The following is a 25,887-nucleotide window of genomic DNA, read 5'->3' on the forward strand; positions in this document are numbered from 1 at the left end:
ATCCCCCTCTTAGCTTAAGAGGGGGGGATTAATGAAATAAAGAGGTCTATTCATATGACACAAATTAAAAAAGTAGGCGTACTCGGTGCAGGCGTCATGGGGCATGGAATTGCCGCTCATCTTGCGGGCGCTGGAATTTCCAGTTTGCTCCTGGATATTGTCCCTCCCCAATTTACCGAGGAAGATGCAAAGCTGGGGCTCAAACCATCCGATGCAAAATTTAGAAATAAATTTGCCTTGGCCGGAATTGAGGCCATCAAAAAATCAAAACCTTCTGTCATCTATTCGCAACGCGATTTAAAGCTCATTACTCCCGGAAACTTTGAAGACGATTGGAATCAATTAAGAGACTGCGATTGGATTGTGGAAGTCGTTGTAGAACGCCTGGACATCAAGCAAAAGGTATTTGCGCGGGTGGAAGAAGTGATGAAAGACAGCACCATCATCAGCTCAAACACTTCGGGAATTTTGCTCAAGGCCATGGCGGAAGGTCGTTCCGAAAAATTCAGAAAGAATTTTTTACTCACCCACTTTTTTAATCCGGTTCGCTATCTCAAATTGGTGGAACTGGTTTCCTCGAAAGACACCAAGCCCGAAGTCATCAGCACCATGGTGCACTTTCTGGAAGATGTGCTGGGCAAAGGCGTGGTGTATGCGAAAGATACGCCCAATTTTATTGCCAACCGCATTGGAACCTTCGCCTTCATGAGTGGCTTTAAAAATGTCATTGGGGGCGGCTACACCATTGAAGAGGCCGATAAAATTCTGGGCCCTGCACTCGGCAAACCCAAATCGGCCATGTTTAGAACCGCCGATCTGGTGGGCATCGATACCCTGGCCCATGTAGTTCAGAACAACTACGATGGCTGTCCCGACGACGATTCCCGCGAGTTCTTTAAGATGCCTGAAGTGGTCAATAAAATGATCGCCAACAAATGGCTGGGCGATAAGACCAAGCAGGGTTTTTTCAAGAAAACGAAAAATGCAGCGGGCAAAACGGAACTCCTCTCCTTCGATTTGAAGACAGGCGATTACCGACCCAAACAAAAAGTGGAAATTGAATCGATTGGCGCGGTGAAAGATATTGAAGATGTTCGTGCACGCGTCAAGGCCTTCATCAACAGTAAAGACCGAGGCGGAGAGTTGGCCTGGAAAGTCACACGAGACACCTTGATTTATGCCGCCAAACGAATTCCTGAAATAGCCGATGACATTGTGAACGTCGACAATGCCATGAAATGGGGTTTCAACTGGGATATTGGACCTTTTGAAGTGCTCGATGCCTTGGGCCTGAAAGAAGTGGCCGATCGAATTGCGAAGGACGGCCTGGAAGTCCCTCCCCTCTTCAAACAAGTGTTGGAAAAAGGCGAGGGCAAATTCTACAAGCGCGAAAAAGGGAACACTTTGTATTTTGAGTTGAAGAGTAACAGCCATAAAGCGATCCCCAAAAAAGCAAATGTGTTGTTCTTAAAAGATATTAAAGAACAGACCAAGGTACTGGCCAGCAATGATTCTGCCTCGCTGATTGACATTGGCGATGGGGTCATCTGCCTCGAATTCCACTCCAAAATGAACGCCATCGATGCCGACATCGGCCAGATGGGTCTCAAGGGTTTGGAAATCATCAAGCAAGAGGGTTACAAGGGAATGGTGATTACCAACGAAGGCCAAAACTTCTCGGTAGGGGCCAACCTGATGATGTTGTGGTTGGAATCTCAGCAGAAAAACTGGAGCAACATCGAAAAGATGGTGAAAGATTTTCAAGACCTCTGCATGGCCTTCAAATATTCTTCCAAACCTATTGTCGCTGCCCCTTTCGGCATGACCCTGGGTGGCGGTTGTGAAGTGTGTATGGGTTCTGACGCCGTTCGTGCCTATGCCGAAACTTACATTGGTTTGGTGGAAGTAGGCGCGGGGCTTATCCCAGGCGGTGGTGGATGTAAAAACATGTTACTCAATTCGGAAGCTTCACTTCGTCGCAAAGGCCAGAAGGTATGGGCCTCTCAAGGCGATGGAGGGCCTTTCCCCAAGGTACAGAAATCCTTTGAAAAAATCGGCTTCGCCAAAGTGGCCACCTCTGCCAAAGAAGGCATTGAGTTTGATTATCTGAAACCTACAGATAAAATCACCTTGAACAAAGACAGTTTGTTGTTTGATGCCAAACAGGATGTTTTGGAACTGGCTAAAAATTATGTACAAGGCACACCCAGAGAAGACATTCTGGTCCCCGGCGTGGGGGGTAAAATGGCCATGCTCTCAGCCATTCGAGGATTCATCCTTCAAGGGATGATTTCCGAACACGACGGATTAATCGCAGAACAGCTAGCTCACGTCTTCTGCGGGGGAGATGTCCCTACCCAGCGTTTGATGAGTGAACAAAATATTCTGGATTTGGAACGTGAGGCCTTCTTGCGTTTGTGTGGCACTGAGAAATCACAGGCCAGAATGCAATCGCTGCTGATGACGGGAAAGCCGTTGAGGAATTAATTCGTGATACGCGTAATATCAAAAAAAACGCTCCAATTTCTGGGGCGTTTTTTTTTAGACTTTCTGAATTTGACTCGGCTATACAATTCCCTTGCTGTTCATTTGAGCAAAAGATTTTTTATCCGATTTTAGAATATGAGTGGTCAGCCAATTTCTAAAAAATTCCATGATGTTAGGATTAATCGTGACTCCCCCTTCCCTAAACTTCTTCTGATAGGCAAGAATCTCCTTCACAAGCTGTTTGTGCTCAGCAATGTGAGCCAAATAGTCTGAACATTCAGCCTGGTGCATGAACAGATCTTCGTCCTCAAAATGAGCTGCAGTGTGGGTAATAAGTTCCTGGAGGATTTTATCCAGGACCGGTCGCCCTTTGCCTGTCAACATGGCATCGTTCAACTCGTTGACGAAACCGACCAGTTTTTTATGCTGTTCGTCGATTGACTTGACGCCAACACTATATTCTGAATTCCATACAATAAGAGCCATATAAAAACTTTCCTTGCTTTGCCCTTGTTAATAATAACCATTACGGAGGCTGTTGTTATAGCCACCAACCCCGGGAGGGGGACGTTGCTTGAGCCTGAAATCCCCTTCTTCACGATACCTGGGTTTTGGCTTTTGTGCGGGGAGTTCTTTCAAGGGGAACGTCACATCCTGCAATGCCGTGGTGGTTGGAGTAAGAAATCCTTCCAAATTATAGTAACCCGCTTTTTCTAGTCGGATTTTATATTGGGTATTCACGACAAGCTTATCTACACTGGCCGGGGTGGTAAGCCCGGTGGGCTGGTCATTGATGAAAATCTTGGCCCCTTGAGGATTGCTGGAAATCAACGCCTGAGCCTGATTAGATGGCACCGGATTGATCGCATTCACAGGGGGTGTAGCCTGGCTTTCCGCCTGGGTTTGAGAAATCATGATAGGTTGCGAACTGGGCATAGTCGTGGGCTGAGCAGGATTCAAGTTCCCATTGTTGCTTAAGCCCAAGTTCGTCTGTTGACTTGGCTGACTTGGCGGTAAAGGTGGCGTTGGATTTACGGGATTGACAGGAGCATTTGTATTCGCGGGCATATTGGGATTATTCACTACATTGGGCACTTGATTTAAAAGATTGTTGGCGGCCTTATGTGCATCATCAATTTGTTTTTGTAGCGCAGGGTTATTAAGCAGACCTTGAGCCGCTTTTTGTGCATCATCAATCTGCTTTTGCAAATCGGGGTTATTGGCAGGTAGTTTTTTCAGCATGTCATCGATGCTTTTCTGCGTATTTTGAAGATTGGGACTTAATTTCGGTTTCACCACAAAGACCCACGCCGCATAACCGCCTCCTACAAACATGAAAAATAAAATAAATAAAATGAGCAAAATCCAGACAAGGGTATTGCTTTTTTTTGCAACGGAAACTTGCCCCGAATTACCACCCAGAGGGGGAGCAATTCCAGTGGCCAAAGTCTTATTAGAGGGAGAAGATGCCTGGGTGTTGGAAGAAGAACTTTCGTTGCTAACCATAATGGGCCTCTTATAAGGTTTTAAATAATCGGATAAATCTTTGGCTAAAAAGCCAGGACGAATGGTGGCCAGGAATTGGGCCAAGTCGATTTGCATGACTTCCGCATCGTAACGTTCCTGCGGGTTTTGAGCCAAGGCCTTGGCCAGGATTTCCCTTAATCGACTCGGAAGCTCGGCAGGAATATCTTCCAGTTTCATCTGAGAGCTTCTGATCTTGTCTAAAATAATAATCTCAGAATCGCCCGGAAAACACTTTTGACCGGTAAGCATTTCAAACAGCACGATTCCCAAAGAGAAAACATCGCTTTTACCGTTTAAGTTTTCGGAGCGCACTTGTTCGGGGGACATGTAGCTGTACTTCCCACGCAACATTCCGGTGGTGGTGAAGCTTTGCTTCTGAGCGGCCTTGGCAATCCCAAAATCGGTGATTTTTACTTCCCCGTTGCGAGAGAGTAAAACGTTGTGGGGAGAAATATCACGGTGGATGATGTGCAGGGAGTTTCCCTCCGCATCCGTTTTCTTATGGGCGTAATCGAGGCCTGCCAATACTTGCAGGGCAATAAAGCAGGCGATGTCCGTGGGAATCTTTTCCTTTTTTTCAGCCACCTGGGACATGAGGGTTTTTAAATCGAAGCCCTCCACATATTCCATGGCGATGAAATGCGCGTTCTCGAAAGAGCCTAAATCCAGCACCTGAACAATATTCGGATGGCTCAGTGCCGCAGAAAGCTTGGCCTCGTCGATAAGCATTTGAATGAATTCCGGGTCGGAGGCCCAGTGAGAAAGCACTTTTTTGATGCAGACAATTTTTTCAAAGCCATCTACTCCAAACGTTTTGGCCTTGAAGACTTCCGCCATTCCCCCGGTGGCGATTTTTTCCAGAAGAAAATATTTTCCAAATGGGGCGGGTAAGGTGGTGCTCATTCTTTGCTCCTAACGGTTTAGTTTACGACCAATGGTCAATACGTACATCGACATAAAAAAAGCCCCCATAAATCCTTCGGAAGCACCTACGATCCTACTCCAACCTATGGGATGATAATCTCCGTATCCCAGAGTTGTAAAGGAAACGACACTAAAATAAACACAATTAAAAAAGTCAACCGAGAGTGCCTTGAGATTATGAAAACCAGACAAAAAATCCTGGTTAATAATTCTATCGGGAGTCTTCACTCCACCATAAAGAAATAAAAAGGCACACAATAAAATAACTATCCAGGAAGTTAAAATCACTCGAATCGGTTTCTCCCCATAACCGCAAGCCAAGCGCATGAATTGCAAACCGCTCTGAGCCGCGCGGGGAGTGGCTTTGCGTTTACATTCCATTTCTCCATAATAAAAATCGCTGGAGATTTCATAATTTCCACTATTCTCATAACACTTCTTAATTTTACGACACACTTCTTCCGCCTTCTGAAAATCTTCTTTTTGAGCACTTTGGATGGCATTCAACTCGTCCATGCAAATAGCACGTGAAAATTTTTTTTCCCAGATAGCCTCACTAAAGTTGACCTGATCGAGAGAAGATTCTGAAAAGAAAGCCGCTTCGAGGTTTCCCTTGAGCTTGGTGGTCCCTCCGTGAAAAAAAACACCCACGAATGAAATTTGTGTTTTTTGAGAGCTAATAAAATAAATACTTTTTTCGTCTCCAGAAAATTCTGTCCTGTCAAAGCGCAGAAGCTGATTTTCCAAATACAAAGGATAAGCCTTTAAAAATTTGGATTGAAAATAGGCATAAGAAAAATCGGCCACGCCATTCAAAAATTTGGTCTCGGAAAAATCGAATTCATGCACCTGAAAGGAAGTATGGCAGAAATTGAGCAAGTTAAATTGAAACTCGGCCTGTAAAAAAGAAAGAGAGCGATTTTTAAAAAAACTGTGGTGAAAAATAATTTCGGGGCTGGTCCAGCGCAGGTTTTTGAATAGGACTTCGTCGCTGTTAAAGTTGGTTTCACTCCAATCAATTTGTTGGCAATTGATAATGGAGTTATTCCACGAAGCCAGTTTTCCGCCGATTTTTGACTTCGAAAAGGAAAACAAGTTCCCTTCTACCTTACAATCGTCAAAGTTAAGTTGATCCCCGTTAAACTGAGACTCATTGAAAAAAGTACTTCCTGAAAAGTAGGCTTTTTTAAAACTGAGCTCCTGACTTTTACTGCGAAGCCCTGCAAAGCTAACGTGTTTGGCCCTGAATTGAGTGTCATAAAAATGGGTTTCGAAAGATTCGAACTCCACGGCATTAAATAAAGCAAAATCCCCCTCGAATTGGGCTCGAGCAAAATTAGTGCGGTTGCCTTTGAAAACAGAATTGTTAAACAAAGCCCCTTTTAGAAATTGGCATTTGTAAAAACTCGTTTCCTTTCCCAAAAATTGGCAATGTTCAAAATTGGCAAAATCTTCAAAAATTTTCTCACGCAAATTGAGAGGCCCATTAAAAATTGCCCCCTCAAAGTAGGTTTGTTTTAAATCGATTTTTTTTAACACTAAAGCCTCAAGCGCTTCGCCAGGCTTTGTGAAACTAGGGTCGTGCAGGAGACAGAATTTGAGCGGAGATTGTTCCCAAATTTTTTCGGAACAAATATTTTTTCCTTGCGGATTTTTATACTGACACTTTTCGCTCATGGCCCGCCATTGTAGTGGTTTTCTAGCCTTGGTCAACCAAAGTGTCTGCCTATCGGTCTTAAAATCGAACCTAAAAAAAAATAGTGTCCGATGTTTGTATTCTCTCACTTCAGAAATTTAATAAAAAACCAGCAATAATGCGTTTTTATTTCTTGGCCCTTCCTTTGCTTTATCTCAGAGCAACGCGCGTAAACAAAAAAAGAAAGGAGGTGAAGCTAATGGAAAATAAAGACGTGTTTTTGATTACCGAACAAGTGCCCCTGGGCGACAAGCCCGCCAAAACTATTTGGACCAAAATTGGGGTGGCCTTTGTGAATAGAGATCAATCGCTCAATGTGCTGCTGGATGCCTTGCCGCTGCATGGCAAGCTGCATATTCGGGATAGGAAAATGGATAAAAAACAAAATAATTAAAAATATAAAAGGAAAAAATAATATGAAAAAGCAAATTCAAATCTTAAGTGTTCTCATTCTCTGTGTGTTTTTAAGTTCAGGCTTCGCAATCGCGAAAGCCTCCAAAAAACAGATCTCAGGACAGCTTAATCTTAACAAAGCCTCTGTGGAAGAGCTGCACAAACTTCCTGGACTCAGCGTTAAAAAAGCAGAAGCGATAGTCGATTATCGAAAAGAGCACCCTTTTAAATCGGTGTCCGAACTCGATCAAATCAAAGGCTTCAGTAAAAAGAGCATCCATAAAATGAAGCCTTATCTAACTACGGAAGGCTCGAACAATCTGGCCATCGAGGGAGGCAGCAAATCAAAGTCAAAAAAATCTAAATCGAAGAAAGAAGCTTCCGCGAAGAAACACAAGAAAGCGGATAAGGCCTAATTGGGTAGACGGATAAGAAAACCCCTCGTTCCTTCACCCCCCTTCTTTCTGCAAAAAGCGGAAAGAAGGGGGCGGGGAATCAGGGTGAAAACGATATTGGACCTCTTGCGTAACCGTCACAAGCACCCCAAGGGCAATAGCTCTATTAGAATCGCATCTTCAACGCCGAGGGATCTTCATTTTGTATCACTTTTGCGAAGGCTCCCAGCTGAGGCAGCAGATTCCAGATGAAGAAGCGGGTGGTCTTCACTTTGCCTTCATAAAATCGGGCTTCAGGATTATTTTCACAAAGGGCATTTTTCTTTTCTTCGTCCGTGGCACCTGCATCGGCCCAAATTTTTTCCAGTTTAGGCAAGGCAACGAGTGATTGATCTAGCAACAACCAGGCAAGCACTGCATGGGCCATCATGTTCAGGAAGGCGGTCGCATGCAATTGAGGAAATTCAATATCCCCACCCATGGCCTTTTCGCCAAATTTCATGGCAGCTGCTCCCACTTGATCCATGGCTTTTTTGAGGGCCTCAATTTCTTTCCCCAAGCTTGCATGAGAGATATTTTTTTCGATGAATTCGCTGACATGCGCATAAAGATTGCGCAACAGCTCACCACCATTTTGAGTCATCTTGCGGCCGATAAGATCCAGGGCCTGGATGCCATTGGTGCCTTCGTAGATCGAACCGATTTTTACATCACGCAGCATTTGTTCGATGGGATATTCGTTGCAATAACCATAGCCTCCATAAACCTGCATGGCCATGGTAGCAATTTCAAAACCTTTGTCGGTACAAAAGGCCTTACAGACAGGGGTAAGCAAATCGGCAATAGCCTGGGCAAAAGCCTTTTTTTCTGCATCCTTTTCGTGTTCAGCCAAATCGATGCAATACCCGGCCTTGTAAAGCAAGGCCCGCATCCCTTCAACATAGGCCTTCATGGTGGCCAACATCCGTTTCACATCGGCATATTGAATGATATTCTTTTTGCCCCCCTGGACGCGTTCCTTGGCATAAACCAGCGCATGTTCATAGGCGTTTCCAGCCGTACTCAAACCTTGCATACCACAAGCCAGACGGGCTTCGTTCATCATCTGAAACATGTAGGGCATGCCCCTGCGCGGCTCACCCACCAGATAGCCCACACATTGATTTTGATCCCCAAAGGCAAGCGTACAGGTAGGAGAGGCATGAATGCCCAACTTGTGCTCAATGTTCACCACTTTGACATCGTTGTTTTCACCCACACTGCCATCGGCATTCACCTTGTTTCGCGGCACTACAAACAAACTAATTCCTTTGGTGCCTTGGGGATCACCTTCGATGCGAGCCAAAACCAGGTGAATGACATTGCTGGCAAAATCGTTGTCTCCACAAGAAATAAAAATCTTCGAGCCTTTAATCAGATATCCCTCTCCACTTTTACTGGCCGTTGTTTTAAGGTCTCCCACGGCTGATCCGGCCTGGGGTTCAGTCAGACACATGGTGCCTGTCCACTCTCCCCCATACATTTTGGGGCAATAAATTTGGGCAAGTTCTGGAGTGCCGAAAGCTTCAATCAAATGTCCGGCACCCCGGGTAAGGCCGGGAAACATCATGAAGCTGAAACAGGCCCCGGTAAAAAATTCACTGATAGACATGAAGAGCGAGACAGGAAGCCCAAGCCCACCATAAGTGGTAGGAAGTTCCAAACCAATAAATCCATTTTGGGCATAACTTTGATAGGTTTCTTTAAAACCGGGGGCGGTAAGCACCTGACCCTTCTCAAAACGCACCCCATACTCATCGGCTTTTTTATTCAGGGGGGCCAATTCATTTTGGGCAAATTTGAGAGATTGCTCCAAAAAGGCCTTGAAATCTGTCTCGCCAAAATTCGAGAAGTTCTCCAAGCTTTGAAGATTCTGAATTTGAAGATATTCAAAAAGTGTGAAGTGAACATCGCGTTCATTGACGAGATAGGACATAGATAGACCTTATTTACTAAACTCCTCCCGGCCTCCCCTTGGAATTGAGGGAAGGGACAGTGGGGTTTGACATTTATTTTATTTTTTGATTCTTCTCGCGAGATAGACCACAACGAAAGCAATTCCAACTATGATCATCATCATGAAAATGTTTTTTTGATACTGCATCAAACTCGAACAGGGGTCCACCTGAACACTCGTTTCAATTTGTGTAAAGGCCCCATCCAAGGCGACAAAGTTTGCCCTGATCTTGTATTCACCCACTTGTTCAAAAGGGTAAACGATCTTGTAAATACCCGGAGCAATTTGATCACTCTCTTTGAGAGTCGTTTCCCGGTAACTCCTTGCAGAAAGGCTCTCGATAGCAAGACTTATATTGCCTGTAAAGGATAGATCAAGGTCTGGATTGTAGGCTACAATGTAGATTTCAAGAGGAAATACAAGAGAAATTTTTTTTTGATTGGTTAAAATCTTAAGCTGGAATCTTTCCCATTTTTGTTCCTGACCCAAAACAAGGTGAGGGGGAAGTTTTTTAGAAATATCCTCGATGCTTCGAGCAAAAAGTGGAGAAACCAACAGTAGGAATATGAAAAATATTTTCAACAAATACTTCATAAAAACAAAAACCCCCTCGCAGTTCATACGAAGGGGTCTTTAAGCTTTCAAGCACTAAATAAAAAAAGCTTATTTCTTTTCAGTTTTCTTTTCGGTCTTTACTTCTTCTTTTTTAGCAGCAGGTTTACTTTCTGCTTTAGCAGGTTTAGATTCTGCTTTTGCGGGCTTGGATTCTTCTTTCTTTTCAACTTTTACTGCTGCTTTTTCTTCCTTCTTTTCCACTTTCTTCTCTTCGGCCATTCCTACGCTAGCGCTTGCGAGGAAACCTAAGGTCACGATCAACGCGAGTAATTTCTTCATCTTCTTTCTCCTTTTATTGTTTATGGAATTTCCTCCACGAAAGAAACCCTTCGTCAAAGAAGCTTCGCATCTTTTTTTACAATGAGGGGGAGTTGCTAGCAAAGCTTCAATGAGGTGACAAGTTTATTTTTTGGGATGTACACCTTAATCGAAACGGGGATCACTCTCTACAAGAAGGATTAAGAAAAAAATGGTCAGGGCCGGGATTGAACCGGCGACGCCAGCCTTTTCAGGGCTGCGCTCTACCGACTGAGCTACCTGACCTATTTGTATCTTCGTTTCAGGAAACCCGAAACTCGACCCAAGGGAGAGCACTACGTTGCTCCCCTTTGGATTCCCCATTGTTATGGGAAGCTTCACCCTCGCACGCAAAATTTGCGAGCTGCCCTTATAGAAGTGCCCCTTATTTGCTGTCAATTTAAAATCCAAAATTATTGAAGCGGAGAATTTCGCAAGGCAGGATGCCGCACGTCTTCGCCCCGCATGAGAAAGAGTACCATTTCGGCAACGTTGGTGGCATGATCGGCCAAGCGTTCCAAATATTTGGCAACCGAAATTAATTTTACTCCACGATTGATATTATTGGGGTCCTCTCTCATGAGAATCATTAACTCATCGATAATTTTATGAGTGAGTTCATCTACGGCATCGTCGTTCCCCATCACCGATTCGGCAAGGGATTCCCCTCCTTTAACCAGGGCATCCAGGGCATCTTTCATCATCTTTTGGGCCATTTGAGCCAAAATAGGCAGATGAATATAAGGCTTTAAAGGGGGCTCTTTCAACAGTTCCAAGGCCCTCTGGGCAATATTGACTCCTAAATCTCCCATCCGTTCAAGGTCAGTCACAATTTTTAAGGAGGTAATGATAAAGCGCAAATCCGAGGCGGTAGGCTGACGCAGGGCTAAAATATTAATGCAAAGTTCATCGATCTGTTTTTCTAAGCGATTGATTTCCTGATCTAGTTTTATAGATTTTTTGGCAAGTTCTGAATCCGACTGAATCAGTGCCTTCATCGAATTGGCAATCAGTTCCTCGACATGCCCACCGATGAGAAGGATTTTATCGCGAAGTTCTTTCAGGTCATGCTCGTAGTGTTTTGAGGTGTGTTCCGTATGCGTCGTCATAAGGCTCCATTGTAAATGTTTTTTCAACCAAATCTACCGGTAATATAATCTTCGGTAAGGGAAGAAGAAGGGTTTCTGAAAATCTTTTTTGTATCGTCGTATTCTATGAGTTTCCCGTTCAGGAGAAAAGCTGTTTTATCCGAAACCCGAGCCGCTTGTTGCATATTGTGGGTCACAATCACCATGGTATAATCCCTCTTCAACTCTTCAATCAGCTGTTCAACTTTAGCCGTAGAAATAGGGTCTAAAGCCGAGCATGGCTCATCCATCAAGAGGATTTCGGGATTAACGGCCAGGGCCCTGGCAATGCACAAACGCTGTTGTTGCCCGCCGGAAAGTGAAATTCCGGAGCGATGAAGCCCGTCTTTTACTTCATCCCACAAGGCAGCCATTTTCAAGCATTTTTCTACAATTTCTTGGGCAGATCTTTTTCGAAGATGCCCTCCGAATTTCAGCCCTGCAATGACATTGTCGAAAATGGAAAGAGTTGGAAAAGGATTTGGCTTTTGGAAGACCATGCCTATTTTTCGACGTACCAATACCGGATCGACATCGGTATCATAAATATTCTTCCCCTGAACCAAGATTTGACCCGAAATTTTAGCCCCTGCGATCACTTCGTGCATACGATTCATCGCGCGCACTAAGGTTGATTTTCCACAACCGGAAGGACCAATCACGGCAATCACCTTTTTGAAGGGCACTTGCATGCTAATATCAAACAACACTTGCTTGGGGCCAAAGGAGGCATTTAAATTTTTTGTTTCCAAAACAACTGTGGTGTCCATTTGTTCCATAAATTAATTTTTCACCCTCCCCCTAACCCTCTCCCGTCAAGGGAGAGGGAACTGGCTACCGTCCTTGTAATCGATTGCGGGTAGTATAACGAGCCAGTAAATTCACAATCAAACTAAATCCCATGAGCACCAAGGCCCCAGCCCAGGCCTTTGCCTGCCAATCTTCATAAGGGCTAATCGCGTAAGTGAAAATTTGTAAGGTCAGCGAAGCCATGGGTTCATTCAAATGAGTTTGCCAAAACTGATTTCCAAAGGAGGTAAAGAGCAGAGGGGCTGTCTCCCCTGTAATGCGGGCTACGGCCAGGATGATAGCCGTCACAATTCCAGGTTTTGCGGTGGAAAGCACAATGCGCAAAATAATTTTCCAGCGGCGAATCCCCAAGGCCATGGCGGCTTCCCTTAAAGTGTGGGGTACCAATTTCACGACTTCTTCTGTGGTTCGAACGATGACGGGAATCATCAGCAAGGCCAAGGCCAAGGCCCCCGCGTAACCCGAAAAATGCTGAAAAGGAATGACGATCAAGGCATAAGCAAAGAGCCCCATCACGATGGAGGGTAAGCCGTTCAATATATCCGTAGAAAAGCGAATTACTTGGGCATAGAAAGAATTGCCATATTCGGCCAAATACAAACCCGTGAACACGCCCACTGGAACACCTAAAAGAGAGGCCGAAGAAACCAGAATTAGAGTTCCTGCCAGGGCGTTCGCCACACCTCCGCCCGCTTCGCCAACAGGACTGGGCATATGGATGAAAAAATCCAAATTAATTGCCGAGATACCGCGATAAAAAACATAGCCCATCAAAAGCAACAAAACGCCTATCGCAAAGACACAGCAAAGAGCGCAGGCAAAGGCATTAAACCGGTTGATTATTTTTCGGCGACGATAGTGAAAATTTGAAACCTGTATTTTGGTCATTGGAGTCATCGTTTTTTGGCCTTTCCGACAAGCAGCCGTGCAAAGACATTCACAATGAGGGTAATCACTAATAATAAAAGTCCCATTTTAGAAAGTGAAGAAAGGTATAAAGGCGAGGTGGCCTCTGCAAATTCATTCGCAATCACCGAAGCTAAACTATAAGCGGGAGCAAAAATGGAAGCAGACACTTCGGGTCTGTTTCCAATCACCATGGTGACAGCCATGGTCTCTCCAATGGCCCTTCCAAGACCCAAGACACAGGCCCCAATGATTCCAGAACGGGAAAGCCTGAGAACCACCCAAATAATAGACTCCCATTGAGTGCCCCCCAAGGCATAAACCCCCTCTTTATACTCTTGGGGTATCGTTAAAAAAATCTCCTTGGTCACCGAGGTAATGGTTGGAAGAATCATAATGGAAAGCACCATACCGCCTGCAAGTAAACTGGGCCCATAGGCCGGGCCTTCAAACAATTTAATAGAGCCCAACAGTGGAAAAAAAGAGGGGAAAAAAGTATTTCGAATGAAAGGAATGAGCACAAAAATAGCCCACAAGCCATAAATAACACTGGGAATTGCCGCCAGCAGCTCGATTAAAAAGGAAATGGGATTACGCAACCAGCTGGGGGCCCATTGGGTGATAAACAAGGCCGAACCCAGGGAGATGGGAACGGCAATCAGCATCGCAATCAAAGAGGAAGCCAGGGTGCCATAGATAAAAGAAAGCGCCCCATATTTTTCGGCAACGGGATCCCAAACCTGGGAAACGAGAAAAGAAAAGCCAAAAGTTTTTAGAGAGAGCCAGGAGGAACGGAGCAACTCCAAAACAATCGCAAATAAAACAAGCAGGATAACAAAAGAAATAAAAACGAGCAGCCCTTGAAAAGCCTTGTCGAGAGAAAATCCCTGAGTACGAAACTTTTCAGAAGCTGCTCGCTTAATTTTTACTTCAGCATTCTGCATAAAAGCTAAGGGGAAATTGAAGCAATATTGCCTTCATTAATTTTTACTAACTCCGCCGACAACGGCGCATACTGCAAAGCAACAGCCTGGGTTTGACCTGTAGTCATGGCCCATTTCAAGAAGTCGACAAAGGCCTTTCCCTTTGTCACATCTTTGGCTTTTTTGTAAACCATCAAATAAGTGAGCCCCGAAATAGGATAAGAGTTCTCTCCCGGGGCATCGGTCACCGAAGTACGAGAATCTTTCTGCAGTTCTTTGGTCATGGCCGCAAAGGCCGCGGCACTGTTCGCAGGAGAGGCCTCTACAAATTTACCGGCCTTATTTTTGATGGCCGCGAAACTGAGTTTGTTGTTCAACGCATAGGCGTATTCGACATAACCAATCGCCCCAGGAATTTGTTTCACCTGACCCGTCACCCCCTCGTTACCCTTCCCTCCGATCCCGACGGGCCAATTGATGGATTTACCACGACCCACCTTATAGAAGAAATCAGAACTGACCTTGGCCAGATAGTCGGAAAAAATATAGGTGGTCCCACTGCCATCCGAACGGTGAATCACAGCCACGGGGGTATTCGGCAAATTCACTCCCGGATTTTGAGAAGTAACTCTCGCATCGTTCCAGCTTTTGATTTTTCCCAAAAAAAGATCGGCCACTACATCGGCGCTTAATTTTAAGCCGCTTGCTACACCCGGCAAATTATAGACCACCACCACCGCTCCACCCACTGCAGGAATTTGAACGACAGGAGCAGGCATCCCTTTTTCTTCTTCTTCACTCAAAGGCGCATCCGAGGCACCAAAATCGACCGTACCGGACTTCAGCTGTTGAATTCCACCCCCGCTTCCGATGGATTGATAGTTGATCTGAACATTAGGATTTACTTTGTTGTAGTCACTAAACCATTTGGAATAGAGCGGATAAGGGAAGGTTGCGCCGGCTCCGTTTAGTTTCACCATTTCTTCTGCCTGAGCGGTGGAAAAAGAAAAGACAGCAAATGTAGTGATTGCCAAGGCTAGAATTTTTTTCTTAAGAGTTTGTTTCATATTAAAAACCCCTTGTGATGGTTCGACGGGCTCACCATGTCCAAAGGAGGGACATCCTGAGTTTTTGTCGAAGGATATTTTTTATCCTCTCTCTTAAAAAAAACTTCCTCCTCCGAAAAAACTCGAAGGAAGAAGTATAGGAGAGGAAGAACTCATTTAGAACCAAGCCTGCAACTGCAAGCGGAAACGTTGATCATGCATAGTGTCTGCCGCGGTTTGACGAGGCAGATAAGAATAATCGGCTTGCAATTTCAAATCGTGCCCAAACATATAATAATTGAGCCCCAAGGTATACTCCGCTTTATTATTGCTAGGCCCACTTAAAATGACTTGAGAAGCCCGGGCGGCAACTTCAAAATGTTGTGGAATAATAAAATAACCGGCTTGCGCATAATAACCATGATCTCTGGTAGTGTTATTCGGGCCCAGGGGATCTACATTTCTAAAAAAGTATTCTCCTTGAAGAGAGAAACCTTTGTACTTGAAACCAATGTCGCTTCCTAGCTGAATGAAGGTCGTTTCATCCGTATCCCGCACATTATAACCTCCATCAAAAGCCAGAGCCAAAGAAGGATGTTCCAGGTTTTCGGTATCCCCTTCGGAATATCCATAAGCACCCATTGCATTCCATACCAGACGCCCCGTGTAGAGAAAATCTTTGTTGCCATTTACCCGAGTGTTCCCACTGCCATTGGTCACGGCAACTGCATATTCCAATTTTTTATCCAAAAAATCTCCGTGTAACATCAGTCCGGTATCGTAATAAAAACTGCGAGGAGTATTGGTAGTTGTAGTGGTGGAAGTTGCCCCTGCTCCACAAGTCACTCCACTGCCTGTGACGGTTCCTCCCCCCGGTAAAGTACAGGTGGTGGTCGAAGCGGTATCAATAGAGGTAAAACGAAACTCATCCGCGGCTAAAGAACGATCGACAAACTGTTGACGTCCCGAGGAAGTCATTTCTTGTCGATTGTAGGGAATTGCAAATTGCCCCGCTTCCAGGCGAGCAGCAGGGTTAAATTTATAATCGACATAGGCATCTTCAAGAATATCCGCAAGGGTGCTATTGATCCAGGTGAACTGGATTTTATAATCCAGATTTTTACTAAAGGCATTCCCTTCAAACGAGGTTTTTAACCGCCTAATTTGAAAAGTGTTCTTATCAAGCGCTTGCTCATTCGAATCGTATTCATAGCGGGCCTGAATGACATTTCGGATTTTGAGCGAAAAGCTTTCATCCTTGTTTTTGAATTGAAGCCCTTTTTTCCAGCCCACTTCAAACTTGTCAAACCAACCTGAAGGAGAAGGGGTAGCTACAGAAGCTATAGCCTCAGAAGCAGAGGGTTTCAGGCTTTCCGTATTTTTGTGGATGGAATGCGCTCCTGCTTTATGACGATGTCCATGTTTACGTTTTTTTGTGGCACTCCAGGCATCACCGGCTGTGCTTACAATCAAACTCACACAGGCCAGGAGAATGAGACTTTTTTTCATATTATTTTCCTCCTTGAAAATAAATAACGGTTTGGTTTTGTCCAGCTTTGTAAAGAAGCTTTGTGACAATTGTGTGAAGGAGAAAAGAAATTTAAGGCCCCTTCTCAAGATTTCCGAGAAATAACCGTATCAACCCATTGAGATGAACCTTCATCATTCAAAGCTAAAACAATAGAAAAAAAAAGTGGATTCCGAAAAAACGACAGAAGGCTCCAGTTCAAGTCATGAGCAGCAAACAAGCCCAGCAGTGAATAGTTATGTGGCCTAAGTATTCATGAACAACTAATTTCGTTTGAAAGTTCATTCTGATCGTTGGCTTGATAAGGAAAATGCTCCGCTAATTTTGCTCCACACTTGGCTATGCCGGCGACTAGACCTTCTACATATTTTTCTTCTTTAAAATTTTGTAGCACTTCATCGCGTATAATTTTCCAGAAATCGGAGGCAACTTTCTCGTGAATTCCACGATCTCCCAAGAGAGCAAATCGTTTATCTTTGAGAGAAAGAAAAAATAAGATCCCATTGCGCTCTGCGGTTTTGGTCATGCCTAGTTTTTCAAACACCCTCTTGGCCTCTTCAAAAGCATCGCTTTTTATTTTTCTTTCTAGATGGACACGAATTTCTCCAGATGTAAGCTTTTCAGCCTGCTCAATGGCAGCAACTATCTGAGCCGATTCTTCTGGGCTGAAAAATTTTTTAGGCTCTTTGGATCTCATGGTTTCTCCTGAAAAATTTTACCAATCCCCACTTGCTCCCCCACCCCCAAAATCTCCACCCCCTCCACCGGAAAAGGAGTCATTGTCACTATTACCGCTCGACCCACCCCCTCCATAACCCCATCCACCTGGGAAAAAAGTAATGCCCCGACCTCGCCTCGTAAAAATAGAAAATAGAATAATCAGAAAAATAATTGTTCCTAAAGAAGGCATTCTTCTGGAAGAAGAGCTTCGAGGGCCTCGGCCCTTGTACTCTCCTCGAGTAGCAGCTTCAATGGCTTGAACTCCAGCCACAATCCCCGAAGAAAAATCCCGATTTTTAAAATAAGGGGCTATTTCATTCTGGATAATCCGTTTTGCAAGCGCATCGGGCAAAGCCCCTTCCAGACCATATCCTACTTCGATTCTTATTTTGTGATCCTGGCTAAAAACAAGAAGCACGACTCCATTATTTTTTAATTTCTGACCCACTTTCCATTTTGCAGCCAGACGCTGAGAAAAATCTTCCAAACTTTCTCCTTCCAAAGAAGGAAAAGTGGCGACCATAATTTGGTTAGAAGTTTCGTCTTCAAAATGCTTGAGTTGCACTTCCAAATCTTGCCGTTTGGAAGCCTCAAACAAATTCGCATAGTCATTCACATAGGCTTGAGGAACCGGAATCTCCAAAGCCAGGGCAAGTGACGAAAGACAAATAAAGAAAATGAACGCAAAAAAAAGTTTTAATACCTGTTTATAAGACATAATTAAAATGAGGGGTCGGTGAGTTTTCTAAAAAAGTATTTGAGCAAAGTCCCCTCTCCCTTGAGGGGAGAGGGTTAGGGAGAGGGTGACCTTAAGTGCACTCGAGATCACCCTCCCCTTAATCCCCTCCCCTCGAGGGAGGGGAAAACCGCGGGATTACAATATTTTTTGAAAACCCCTACCCCTCAACTAAAATTTAACTTTGGGCGCCTTGTTTGCGCCTGCATCCGCTTGAAAGTAGGGCTTTGGCTGAAAACCTGACATCGAAGCCACAATAGAATCGGGAAAGGAGCCTACTGTCTCATTGTATTCCTGAACTGCTTTTGTGAAGTTTCTTCGTTCCACGGCAATACGATTCTCGGTCCCTTCCAGCTGACTTTGAAGTTCCAAGAAATTTTGATTGGCTTTCAAATCAGGATATTTTTCCACCACTACCATCAAACGACTTAAGGCCGAACTGAGCTCACCTTGAGTCTGTTGAAACTTTTGAAAACTCTGAGGATCATTCATCGCGCTTCCCGCTGAAACATTGGTCTGTGTAGCTTTTGCACGGGCTTCGACCACGGCTTGCAAGGTATCTTTTTCGTGTGCCGCATAACCTTTGACGGTATTCACCAAATTGGGAATCAAATCCAACCGCCGTTGATACACATTCTCCACCTGAGACCAGGAAGATTTCACTGTCTGGTCCATTCTCACCAATTTATTTTTTATGGAAACAAAGCAGAGACCCGCAATCACTACTGCGGCGACTAAAATTAATAGTATTTTATTCATGGAATACTCCTTACAAATATTCGCCCCACGGCGAATCGTTTGAATTCTTGGAAGAGATACTTGCCAGTTACAACAAATTTTCAATCTTCAATACCTGCTGTACCAAATCGGCCAGCATACCGTCTTCGAAAGGCAGCTTCAAATTGCCATGGGCAAAGAATTCTTTGAGAGGTTTGGTACCGCCGATTTTGCAGAGGCTGAGATAATTTTCTAGGGCCCTTTCTTTATTTTGTATACTCTGTACCCACAGCTGTAGTGCGCCGGTTAAGGCAATGGCGTAATCGATGTAATAGAAGGGATGTTTAAAGATGTGCAATTGACGCAACCAGCGGATGCGGCGCCAGGCGGTAGCACCTTCGTAATCCAGGTCTGGCAAGTAGGTTCTCTCTAATTCTTCCCAAACTTTTGCACGACCCTCGGCCCCTTGGGCATTGCCTGAATAAACGCGATGCTGAAATTCATCCACCATGGCAATGTAAGGTAAAAGCAAAATCGACTCGGCCAGATGAAATTTTTTGTAGCGAGCCGCATCGGTCGCATGAAAAAATTCTTCGTAGTAAGGATAGGCCAAAAATTCCATCCCCATCGAATGGACTTCACAGGCTTCTAGCGAAGGCCAGCGCAGTTCCATCAAATCGAGCGTCCGGCTTTCCCAGGCCTGGAAGGCATGGCCGGATTCATGCAGAACGGTGGTAATGTCACTGGCCTCCCCCACGCTGTTGAGAAAGATGTAAGGGACGCGATAGTCGGAAAGATCCGTACAAAAAGCACCGGGGGCCTTGCCATTGCGAGCTTCGAGGTCTAAGAGCTCGCAATCCACCATCCTCTTAAAATGATTTCCGAGCACAGGCGACAGAGCGGAAAAAACTTTATGAGCGGCTGGAATTTGCTGAGGGATGGAAAGCTTTATTTTTTCGACACGCCACTCGGGAAAAAACTCAGAGTCCCAGGCCTTACAAGTGGAAGCCGAAAGCATTTTGGCTTGCACGGCTCTAATTTTAGAAGCCAAAGGAACCAGCACTTTTTTAATTTGTTCCCGAAAGGCTGCAACTTCTTTGGGGCCATAATCCACGCGGCGCATGTGCTGATAGCCCAACAAGGTAAAATTGTCGTAACCCAGTTTTTTCCCCATGCCGTTGCGCAAACCCACGCACTCGTCATAAATCTTTTCCAAAGAATCTCGATTTTCCAAAAACCAATTTCCATATTGATGAAAGGCCTCTTTTCGCAAGGCCGCATCCGGCGAAGTAGCGAAACGACGATAATGGGCCAGTGGATATTTTTGTCCCCCCACTTCAAATTCAGCATTTCCGGTAAGCTTGGTGTAATCGTTCAGCAAATGATTCAACTGGGTTTCGGTTTCGATATTGGCTGGATTAAAAGAATCTTCCTGCAACTGCAGCATGTTAAAATATTGGATACTGTATTTTTGCTCCAGCTCTTTTCGAAAAGGAGAATGGAGTATCTTTTGGCGAATGGGCGCCGAATGGGCTTTGTAGGGCGGCTCGATTTCTTCCTGCAAACGCTTCAGCTCGGCATCAATCGCTGTATCTTGAGTAAAACGATGAAAAGCCAAAGTGGCCTTTTCAAGATGAGTCTCGATATGAATTTTTACCTCATTAAAATAAACCAGGGCAGCCTCCCAATCGTCTAGGGTTTTGGCGGCTTCAAACTGAGCCAAACTTTTTTTGAGCCAGACCTCAACATGGCTTTTTTGAAGGATTTGCTGTTGTTCTTTGAAAAATTTTGTGGGGTAGAGGGTGAGGTTTTTCATGGTTTAGAGAGAAACACTGTTCTCTTTGATCAGTTGATAATTAATATTAAAATTCATTTCGCGCTGGTTTGCATGTTCAATAGTCATACTCACCACTTTACCCTCTTTATCTAAGTCAATCAGAACATTTTCATTCAACTCTTTAGAATCAACTATTTCGTGCTGGTTTAAAATAACCAGCAATGTATCGGTATCCGAAAAATATTTTAAATCCATAAAATAGACCCCTTTTTATTCCTTAAAAGATCGATCAAAAAAGCATTGTGAACAGTCTCATGATCTTCCAACAAAACAACCCCTAAATATCTATTATCCGCTTTCTCTATTTTCCCCCACATTCTCAATCGATCATCTGCTTGAACTTCAATTTTAACAGGATTTTGAATAACAGACTCTATCCACTCTTGTTTAACCATTGCACGATCGGGCCTTGCTTTTGTAAATAGAAAATATTGTGTATACTTCATTTCAACTTTCCACCCAGATTCTGCATCTGTTCAAAACTCAAACCACATTGTTTTTGAACTTTTTGCAGCAAACTTTGTATTTGTTCTACCGATAAATTTTGTGTGTTTTGAGGCTTGGTCAGCTCCAGAATTAATTTTCGATCACTCTCGGGAAGTTGAGAATAGCAAACCATCACTTTATCCAGCTCATCCATAATTTTTAATTTTTCACCTTCGCTTAGATTCTGCGGTAAAAATTTGTCAACCATGTCCAGAGACTTTGCAGTTTTATAAATCCAGCTAACCATATCAGGACTGGTCATTTTATTTTTAATGAGCCCCTTGAAGTCGACCGTGAAGTAGAGAAAAGCCAGGGCGCCCACGCAAAGGAGAATGAAACTAAAACAGCCGACTAAACACCCCGTAAAACAGCCACAACCACTGCTAGATTTCACTGGAGGATTTTGAAAGCCTTGAGGGTTTGGATTTTGCATCATTGACTCCTATGACGAGTTTAGCAGTTTACAAGTCCACCAGTTCACCAAGACTACTTCGGCACCTTCTCCCAATCTTTCAAAAACTGTTCAATGCCCCGATCGGTTAAAGGATGCGAAGCCAGTTGCTTAATGACGCTATAGGGAATAGTCGAAACATCCGCCCCCAGCAAAGCTGCGTCGCGTACGTGTACGGGGTTGCGGATGGAAGCCACTAAAATTTTGGTTTCAAAATTGTAATTGTCATAAATCGTCCGAATATCTCCAATCAAATCCATTCCTACCTGGGACAAATCATCCAAACGCCCCACGAAGGGGCTCACATAGGTGGCACCTGCTTTGGCGCAGAGCAAGGCCTGGGTGGCTGAGAAAACAAGCGTGACATTGGTCTTGATGCCTTCCTTGGCACAAGCCGCCACCGCTTTGATTCCGGTTAAGGTCATGGGAATTTTCACCACAATATTTTTGTGCATTTTCGCAAAATGGCAGGCCTCTTTCATCATATTTTCAAAATCGAGACTGATCGTCTCGGCACTGATGGGGCCATCGACAATTTTACAGATCTCCAAAATGGTTTCGTCATAATTGCGACCGGTTTTTGCTGCCAGGCTTGGGTTGGTCGTCACTCCATCCACAAGTCCCATGGCATGACATTCACGAATTTCTTTTACATTCGCCGAATCGATAAAAAATTGCATAGCCTCTCCTTTTTATTTCAAACATTTCTCATCACAAAAAAATTCAGACCCTCTTCGAAGGGCAATAGCAGTCGGATTAAAGGTTCCACAAGTGGGACATTTCTTCATTTCATCAATCAAGGGAGCTTCTTGTTTTGCAGAAGGCCCCGCATAAGAATTCCTAAAACCTTGTCTTGGTTTCACAGGACCTTTGTTGCCGCTGTTGCCGCGAAACATCTTAAACAAGACATACAGACAAAAGATGAAAATTAAAAAACGCATCAGGCGTACTAGCTACGATAAAAATTAAATAATGGAACTACTTTTTTTGAGTCTTTTAAATTCTTCAAAAGTAAATGGACACTCTGTCCTTTGAGGGGATGAATGAGATCAGGTGCGATTTCGCATAGGGGCTCGAGCACAAAACGTCGATGATGAAGTTCGGGATGAGGAAGGATCAGAGTTTTACTTTTCAGAATTTCTTTGTCGAAAAAGAGAAGATCCAAATCGATGACCCGTGGGCCCCATTTTTCACGCTCTTCTTCTGGCGACCTTCCCATCTTCTGTTCTATTTCTCTCAATAAATTTAAAAGCTCCGCGGCACCGAGCTGTGTTTTGAGCTTTAAAACCCCATTCATAAACCAGGGGTTTTCTTTTTGGTTGGGTAAACTCAGGGGTTCCGTTTCGTATAGCAAAGACACCCGCAACAACTCACAAAGGGAGTGTTCATGAAGACGGTGAATCGCTTCCGCACAATTTTTGGCCTTGTCTCCCAAATTGGAACCGAAGGCAACATAGGCAATATGATCTTTAAATTCTTCCATCTTAAGCTGACCCTAAAAGGAGTGGGCTTATAGGTCAATTGGGGAAAATGCACTTGATCTTATTTTTTGGCTTTGACATTAAAAAACCATGGCGACTCTCAATTCCAATTTTCTAAAACTCAAGGCCGGCTACCTCTTTCCTGAAATTGGCCGCCGTGTGAAGACCTTTCAGGATCAAAATCCAAACAAGAAAATCATTCGTTTGGGCATTGGCGATGTCGTGCTGCCTCTGGCTCCGGCTATCACCAAAGCGATGCAGAAGGCGGTCGAAGAGATGGGCTCTGCTCAAGGATTTCGCGGATACGGGCCTGAACAAGGCTATCCGTTTCTGATTGAGGCCATTCTGGAAAATGATTTCAAGAGCAAAGGCGTTCAACTGAAGGTGAATGAAATCTTTGTTTCGGATGGATCCAAATGCGACACCGGAAATATCCAGGAAATTTTTGCGTTGGAAAACAAGATTGCCGTCACCGACCCCGTTTATCCGGTTTATGTCGATACCAACGTTATGGCGGGACGCAGCGGTGCGATGCAGAAAAGCGGGCATTATGAAGGCATCGTTTACCTGCCCACCACCGTTGAAAACAACTTTAGCCCCCCCCTGCCCCAGGAAAAAGTGGAAATTATTTATCTTTGCTCCCCCAACAATCCTACGGGGGCCACACTTTCCAAAGAAGCGCTTGCTGCGTGGGTAAACTGGGCCAAGGCCAATGAAGCCATTATTTTGTTTGATGCTGCTTATGAGGCCTTTATTTCTGATCCAAACCTTCCCCATTCCATCTACGAAATTCCGGGGGCGCAAGAAGTGGCCATCGAATTTAGAAGTTTTTCCAAGACAGCCGGCTTCACCGGCACACGTTGCGCCTATACCGTAGTCCCCGAGGCGCTTAAGGTGAAAGACGACCATGGCAACGCAGTCTCCGTTAATCCTTTGTGGAATCGGCGTCATTGCACCAAGTTCAATGGGGTGTCTTATCCCGTGCAACGCGCAGCAGAAGCCTGTTACAGCGTGGAGGGAAAACAGCAAATCCAAAAACAAATTTCCTATTACATGCACAATGCAAAACTCATTCGCGAAGGTTTGAGCAATTTGGGAATCGTAGTTTATGGTGGAATCAATGCCCCTTATATCTGGATGAAAACTCCCAGACAATTAGACTCCTGGAGTTTCTTTGATCAATTATTGAATGAAGCTTGCGTGGTCGGAACCCCTGGGTCAGGATTTGGTCCTGCCGGAGAAGGATATTTTAGACTGAGCGCCTTTGGCTTGAAGGAAAATATTGAAGAGGCTTTGAGTCGAATGGCTAAGATGAAGGAAAAGACAAACTGAGGACTTCCATTATGAAAAATCTCATCCAAAAAATCTGCAAAACCGAAGGAGGCTTGGGACTTCTTATCCTTCGACTCGTACTCGGAGTAATCTTTTTCAAAGCGGGCACTGGAAAATTGTGGGGATGGTACGGAGGGCCCGGCATCCAGGGCGCTATTGGTTTTTTTATCAAACTGGGAATTCCGGCCCCTGTTTTCCACGCCTATTTTGTGGGCTGTATCGAAGCCACAGGAGGAGTAGCCCTGATTTTGGGATTATTCACTCGGATTGTTTCCATCCCCTTAGCCATAACGATGATCGTCGCCATGCTCACCGCACACAAACCTATTGGAGGCGAAAAAATTTCCATGGCCTTTTATTATGTGTTGGTTATTTTTGCAGCCCTTGCCGCCTTGATAGACCGCGGTGCAGGGGATGTTTCCCTCGACAAAAAAATCGGCTGTTGCGAAGGATGTAAAAAAACCTAGACACCAGGGGTGCCCTAGCTTCTTTCCTAAATTCGACGATCTTGGGGTTATAGCAGTGAGGGTGCAATACTGGCGAGTAGGGCTATGTTTTGGGTTTTGCTCAGATCACTAGAGGCTATGCTTTGAGCTAAGGCGTTGGCTGTCTCCGAATTGATAGATTGAACCTTAAGAATGCCCTGCAAAGATTTTTGTAAAGAATCAGCGCTATTATTCAGCTGGGAATAAATATTTTGGAGTTCGTTAGAGGTGATGCTGAAAGTAAAAAGAGCCTTATTTAAAATATCCAAAGACTGCACGGCCTTTTGGGGAGAAGAGGCGTCTAATTGATCTAGCCCAAGATTTTCAGAAGACAAATCGGAAAAATGAATTTGTATTTTATCTTCCAAAGCCGCTTCGTTGGTGTTTACAAAAATCGTATCCTCTTTGGAGAGGACTTTATTCCCCGAATATTGAGTCACGTCGACCAGCCTAGCGTAGGCCTCCAAGGTACTTCCAATTTTCTGACTTATAGCTGTTCTCTCTTCCGAAGAAAGAGAGGGATTTTGCGCTTGGGTCAAAAGATCTTTCAATGAATTTAATAAACTCTTTCCCTGAGTCAAACCTGTCTGGGCCGTCTGGACAAGGTTCGTGTTATCGGTTATTGCGGTAAGCATTTTAGAGATAGAATTTTGTCTTTTAGATAAAATCTGAGCAGTCTGTGAAATCGTAAGCAGAGGAGAAAGTAAAAAAGAGGTATTGTTTCCATTTCCATCTTGAGATCCTGAGAGCGAAGAGGTCAAAAGAGACGTCGAATTGCCACTCGTATCGGCATTTAAAGTCGGATCCACAATCAAACCAGCATCTGTATTCTGTGAAGAATTTGAAATAGGGCTGAAGTTCGTCAGTAAATTATTTAAATTTGAAATACTAAGAGACATAAGAATATTCCAATCCGATCTATCCTCACAAAGCTATTAAGCAAGTTACGTGCCAAATATTGCTGGGTTTATT

28 protein-coding genes and 1 tRNA gene are annotated in these 25,887 nt (G+C 44.3%); 5 read left to right on the forward strand and 24 right to left on the reverse strand.

All coding sequences use genetic code 11. The features are described from left to right. Nucleotides 1-54: 54 nt before the first annotated feature. Nucleotides 55-2,487 (forward strand): enoyl-CoA hydratase/isomerase family protein, encoded by a 2,433-nt coding sequence (locus HQM15_03450; GenBank protein MBF0491815.1) that lies wholly within the window; start codon nucleotides 55-57, stop codon nucleotides 2,485-2,487. A 78-nt stretch (nucleotides 2,488-2,565) separates the two neighbouring features. Here the strand turns inward: HQM15_03450 and HQM15_03455 are convergent, their stop codons facing one another. The 3 genes from HQM15_03455 to HQM15_03465 are packed head-to-tail and all read right to left on the reverse strand — an operon-like array spanning nucleotide 2,566 to nucleotide 6,615. Further along, the gene (locus tag HQM15_03455) at nucleotides 2,566-2,973 is read right to left on the reverse strand and encodes a hemerythrin family protein (GenBank protein ID MBF0491816.1); all 408 of its coding nucleotides are present in this window, start codon (nucleotides 2,971-2,973) and stop codon (nucleotides 2,566-2,568) included. A gap of 27 nt (nucleotides 2,974-3,000) precedes the next feature. After that, nucleotides 3,001-4,917, reverse strand: a complete 1,917-nt coding sequence (locus tag HQM15_03460; protein MBF0491817.1) for a serine/threonine protein kinase — start codon at nucleotides 4,915-4,917, stop codon at nucleotides 3,001-3,003. 9 nt (nucleotides 4,918-4,926) lie between these two features. Continuing rightward, nucleotides 4,927-6,615, reverse strand: a complete 1,689-nt coding sequence (locus tag HQM15_03465) for a hypothetical protein (GenBank protein MBF0491818.1) — start codon at nucleotides 6,613-6,615, stop codon at nucleotides 4,927-4,929. A 218-nt stretch (nucleotides 6,616-6,833) separates the two neighbouring features. Here HQM15_03465 and HQM15_03470 point away from each other — a divergent pair, with 218 nt between their 5' ends. Together HQM15_03470 and HQM15_03475 are read left to right on the forward strand one after the other, a co-directional pair. Continuing rightward, a complete protein-coding gene (locus HQM15_03470) occupies nucleotides 6,834-7,028 on the forward strand; it encodes a hypothetical protein (GenBank protein MBF0491819.1) in 195 nt (64 codons plus the stop codon). Between the two features lie 22 nt (nucleotides 7,029-7,050). Then, nucleotides 7,051-7,443, forward strand: a complete 393-nt coding sequence (locus tag HQM15_03475) for a helix-hairpin-helix domain-containing protein (protein ID MBF0491820.1) — start codon at nucleotides 7,051-7,053, stop codon at nucleotides 7,441-7,443. A 145-nt stretch (nucleotides 7,444-7,588) separates the two neighbouring features. On the opposite strand, the gene HQM15_03480 is transcribed toward HQM15_03475, so the two are convergent. From HQM15_03480 to folK, 20 genes are all read right to left on the reverse strand, one after another. After that, the gene (locus HQM15_03480) at nucleotides 7,589-9,397 is read right to left on the reverse strand and encodes an acyl-CoA dehydrogenase (protein ID MBF0491821.1); all 1,809 of its coding nucleotides are present in this window, start codon (nucleotides 9,395-9,397) and stop codon (nucleotides 7,589-7,591) included. A gap of 78 nt (nucleotides 9,398-9,475) precedes the next feature. After that, nucleotides 9,476-10,012: a hypothetical protein gene (locus HQM15_03485; protein MBF0491822.1), complete on the reverse strand. Its 537-nt coding sequence runs from the start codon at nucleotides 10,010-10,012 to the stop codon at nucleotides 9,476-9,478. Nucleotides 10,013-10,081: 69 nt separating this feature from the next. After that, complete coding sequence (locus HQM15_03490; GenBank protein ID MBF0491823.1) at nucleotides 10,082-10,312, reverse strand: hypothetical protein; 231 nt, start codon at nucleotides 10,310-10,312, stop codon at nucleotides 10,082-10,084. A 191-nt stretch (nucleotides 10,313-10,503) separates the two neighbouring features. Then, nucleotides 10,504-10,576: transfer RNA gene (locus tag HQM15_03495), tRNA-Phe, on the reverse strand. 167 nt (nucleotides 10,577-10,743) lie between these two features. Next, complete coding sequence (gene phoU, locus HQM15_03500; GenBank protein ID MBF0491824.1) at nucleotides 10,744-11,439, reverse strand: phosphate signaling complex protein PhoU; 696 nt, start codon at nucleotides 11,437-11,439, stop codon at nucleotides 10,744-10,746. Nucleotides 11,440-11,462: 23 nt separating this feature from the next. Continuing rightward, complete coding sequence (gene pstB / locus HQM15_03505) at nucleotides 11,463-12,227, reverse strand: phosphate ABC transporter ATP-binding protein (protein ID MBF0491825.1); 765 nt, start codon at nucleotides 12,225-12,227, stop codon at nucleotides 11,463-11,465. Between the two features lie 64 nt (nucleotides 12,228-12,291). Further along, nucleotides 12,292-13,164, reverse strand: coding sequence for a phosphate ABC transporter permease PstA (pstA, locus tag HQM15_03510; protein ID MBF0491826.1), 873 nt, complete (start codon nucleotides 13,162-13,164; stop codon nucleotides 12,292-12,294). Further along, on the reverse strand, nucleotides 13,161-14,117 hold the full coding sequence (pstC, locus tag HQM15_03515) for a phosphate ABC transporter permease subunit PstC (protein ID MBF0491827.1): 957 nt from the start codon (nucleotides 14,115-14,117) through the stop codon (nucleotides 13,161-13,163). Before pstC ends, pstA begins: the two co-directional genes overlap by 4 nt. 5 nt (nucleotides 14,118-14,122) lie before the next feature. Next, nucleotides 14,123-15,163 (reverse strand): phosphate ABC transporter substrate-binding protein PstS, encoded by a 1,041-nt coding sequence (gene pstS / locus HQM15_03520; protein ID MBF0491828.1) that lies wholly within the window; start codon nucleotides 15,161-15,163, stop codon nucleotides 14,123-14,125. A 156-nt stretch (nucleotides 15,164-15,319) separates the two neighbouring features. Beyond that, nucleotides 15,320-16,651, reverse strand: coding sequence for a hypothetical protein (locus tag HQM15_03525; GenBank protein ID MBF0491829.1), 1,332 nt, complete (start codon nucleotides 16,649-16,651; stop codon nucleotides 15,320-15,322). Between the two features lie 272 nt (nucleotides 16,652-16,923). Beyond that, nucleotides 16,924-17,367, reverse strand: a complete 444-nt coding sequence (locus tag HQM15_03530) for a TPM domain-containing protein (protein ID MBF0491830.1) — start codon at nucleotides 17,365-17,367, stop codon at nucleotides 16,924-16,926. Nucleotides 17,368-17,385: 18 nt separating this feature from the next. Further along, entirely contained in the window at nucleotides 17,386-18,108 is a 723-nt protein-coding gene (locus HQM15_03535; GenBank protein MBF0491831.1) for a TPM domain-containing protein, read from the reverse strand. A 189-nt stretch (nucleotides 18,109-18,297) separates the two neighbouring features. Further along, on the reverse strand, nucleotides 18,298-18,885 hold the full coding sequence (locus tag HQM15_03540) for a LemA family protein (protein ID MBF0491832.1): 588 nt from the start codon (nucleotides 18,883-18,885) through the stop codon (nucleotides 18,298-18,300). Between the two features lie 67 nt (nucleotides 18,886-18,952). Then, nucleotides 18,953-20,659 (reverse strand): M3 family oligoendopeptidase, encoded by a 1,707-nt coding sequence (locus HQM15_03545; protein ID MBF0491833.1) that lies wholly within the window; start codon nucleotides 20,657-20,659, stop codon nucleotides 18,953-18,955. A gap of 3 nt (nucleotides 20,660-20,662) precedes the next feature. Beyond that, a complete protein-coding gene (locus HQM15_03550) occupies nucleotides 20,663-20,875 on the reverse strand; it encodes a DUF2283 domain-containing protein (protein MBF0491834.1) in 213 nt (70 codons plus the stop codon). Then, on the reverse strand, nucleotides 20,866-21,126 hold the full coding sequence (locus HQM15_03555) for a hypothetical protein (protein ID MBF0491835.1): 261 nt from the start codon (nucleotides 21,124-21,126) through the stop codon (nucleotides 20,866-20,868). Before HQM15_03555 ends, HQM15_03550 begins: the two co-directional genes overlap by 10 nt. Further along, nucleotides 21,123-21,602, reverse strand: coding sequence for a hypothetical protein (locus HQM15_03560; protein MBF0491836.1), 480 nt, complete (start codon nucleotides 21,600-21,602; stop codon nucleotides 21,123-21,125). The genes HQM15_03555 and HQM15_03560 overlap by 4 nt, the downstream gene beginning before the upstream one ends. A 50-nt stretch (nucleotides 21,603-21,652) precedes the next feature. Next, nucleotides 21,653-22,297 (reverse strand): fructose-6-phosphate aldolase, encoded by a 645-nt coding sequence (fsa, locus tag HQM15_03565; GenBank protein ID MBF0491837.1) that lies wholly within the window; start codon nucleotides 22,295-22,297, stop codon nucleotides 21,653-21,655. Nucleotides 22,298-22,309: 12 nt separating this feature from the next. Beyond that, nucleotides 22,310-22,558, reverse strand: coding sequence for a hypothetical protein (locus tag HQM15_03570; GenBank protein ID MBF0491838.1), 249 nt, complete (start codon nucleotides 22,556-22,558; stop codon nucleotides 22,310-22,312). 8 nt (nucleotides 22,559-22,566) lie between these two features. Beyond that, a complete protein-coding gene (folK, locus tag HQM15_03575; GenBank protein MBF0491839.1) occupies nucleotides 22,567-23,100 on the reverse strand; it encodes a 2-amino-4-hydroxy-6-hydroxymethyldihydropteridine diphosphokinase in 534 nt (177 codons plus the stop codon). 88 nt (nucleotides 23,101-23,188) lie between these two features. Here folK and HQM15_03580 point away from each other — a divergent pair, with 88 nt between their 5' ends. Together HQM15_03580 and HQM15_03585 are read left to right on the forward strand one after the other, a co-directional pair. After that, nucleotides 23,189-24,430 carry an LL-diaminopimelate aminotransferase gene (locus tag HQM15_03580; protein MBF0491840.1) on the forward strand — a complete coding sequence of 414 codons (1,242 nt, stop codon included), beginning with the start codon at nucleotides 23,189-23,191 and terminating at the stop codon, nucleotides 24,428-24,430. A gap of 11 nt (nucleotides 24,431-24,441) precedes the next feature. Further along, complete coding sequence (locus HQM15_03585) at nucleotides 24,442-24,897, forward strand: DoxX family protein (protein MBF0491841.1); 456 nt, start codon at nucleotides 24,442-24,444, stop codon at nucleotides 24,895-24,897. A 47-nt stretch (nucleotides 24,898-24,944) separates the two neighbouring features. Here the strand turns inward: HQM15_03585 and HQM15_03590 are convergent, their stop codons facing one another. Continuing rightward, nucleotides 24,945-25,814, reverse strand: a complete 870-nt coding sequence (locus HQM15_03590) for a hypothetical protein (GenBank protein ID MBF0491842.1) — start codon at nucleotides 25,812-25,814, stop codon at nucleotides 24,945-24,947. Between the last annotated feature and the right edge of the window lie 73 nt (nucleotides 25,815-25,887).

The organism is Deltaproteobacteria bacterium, from assembly GCA_015233135.1.
Lineage (GTDB): Bacteria > UBA10199 > UBA10199 > JADFYH01 > JADFYH01 > JADFYH01.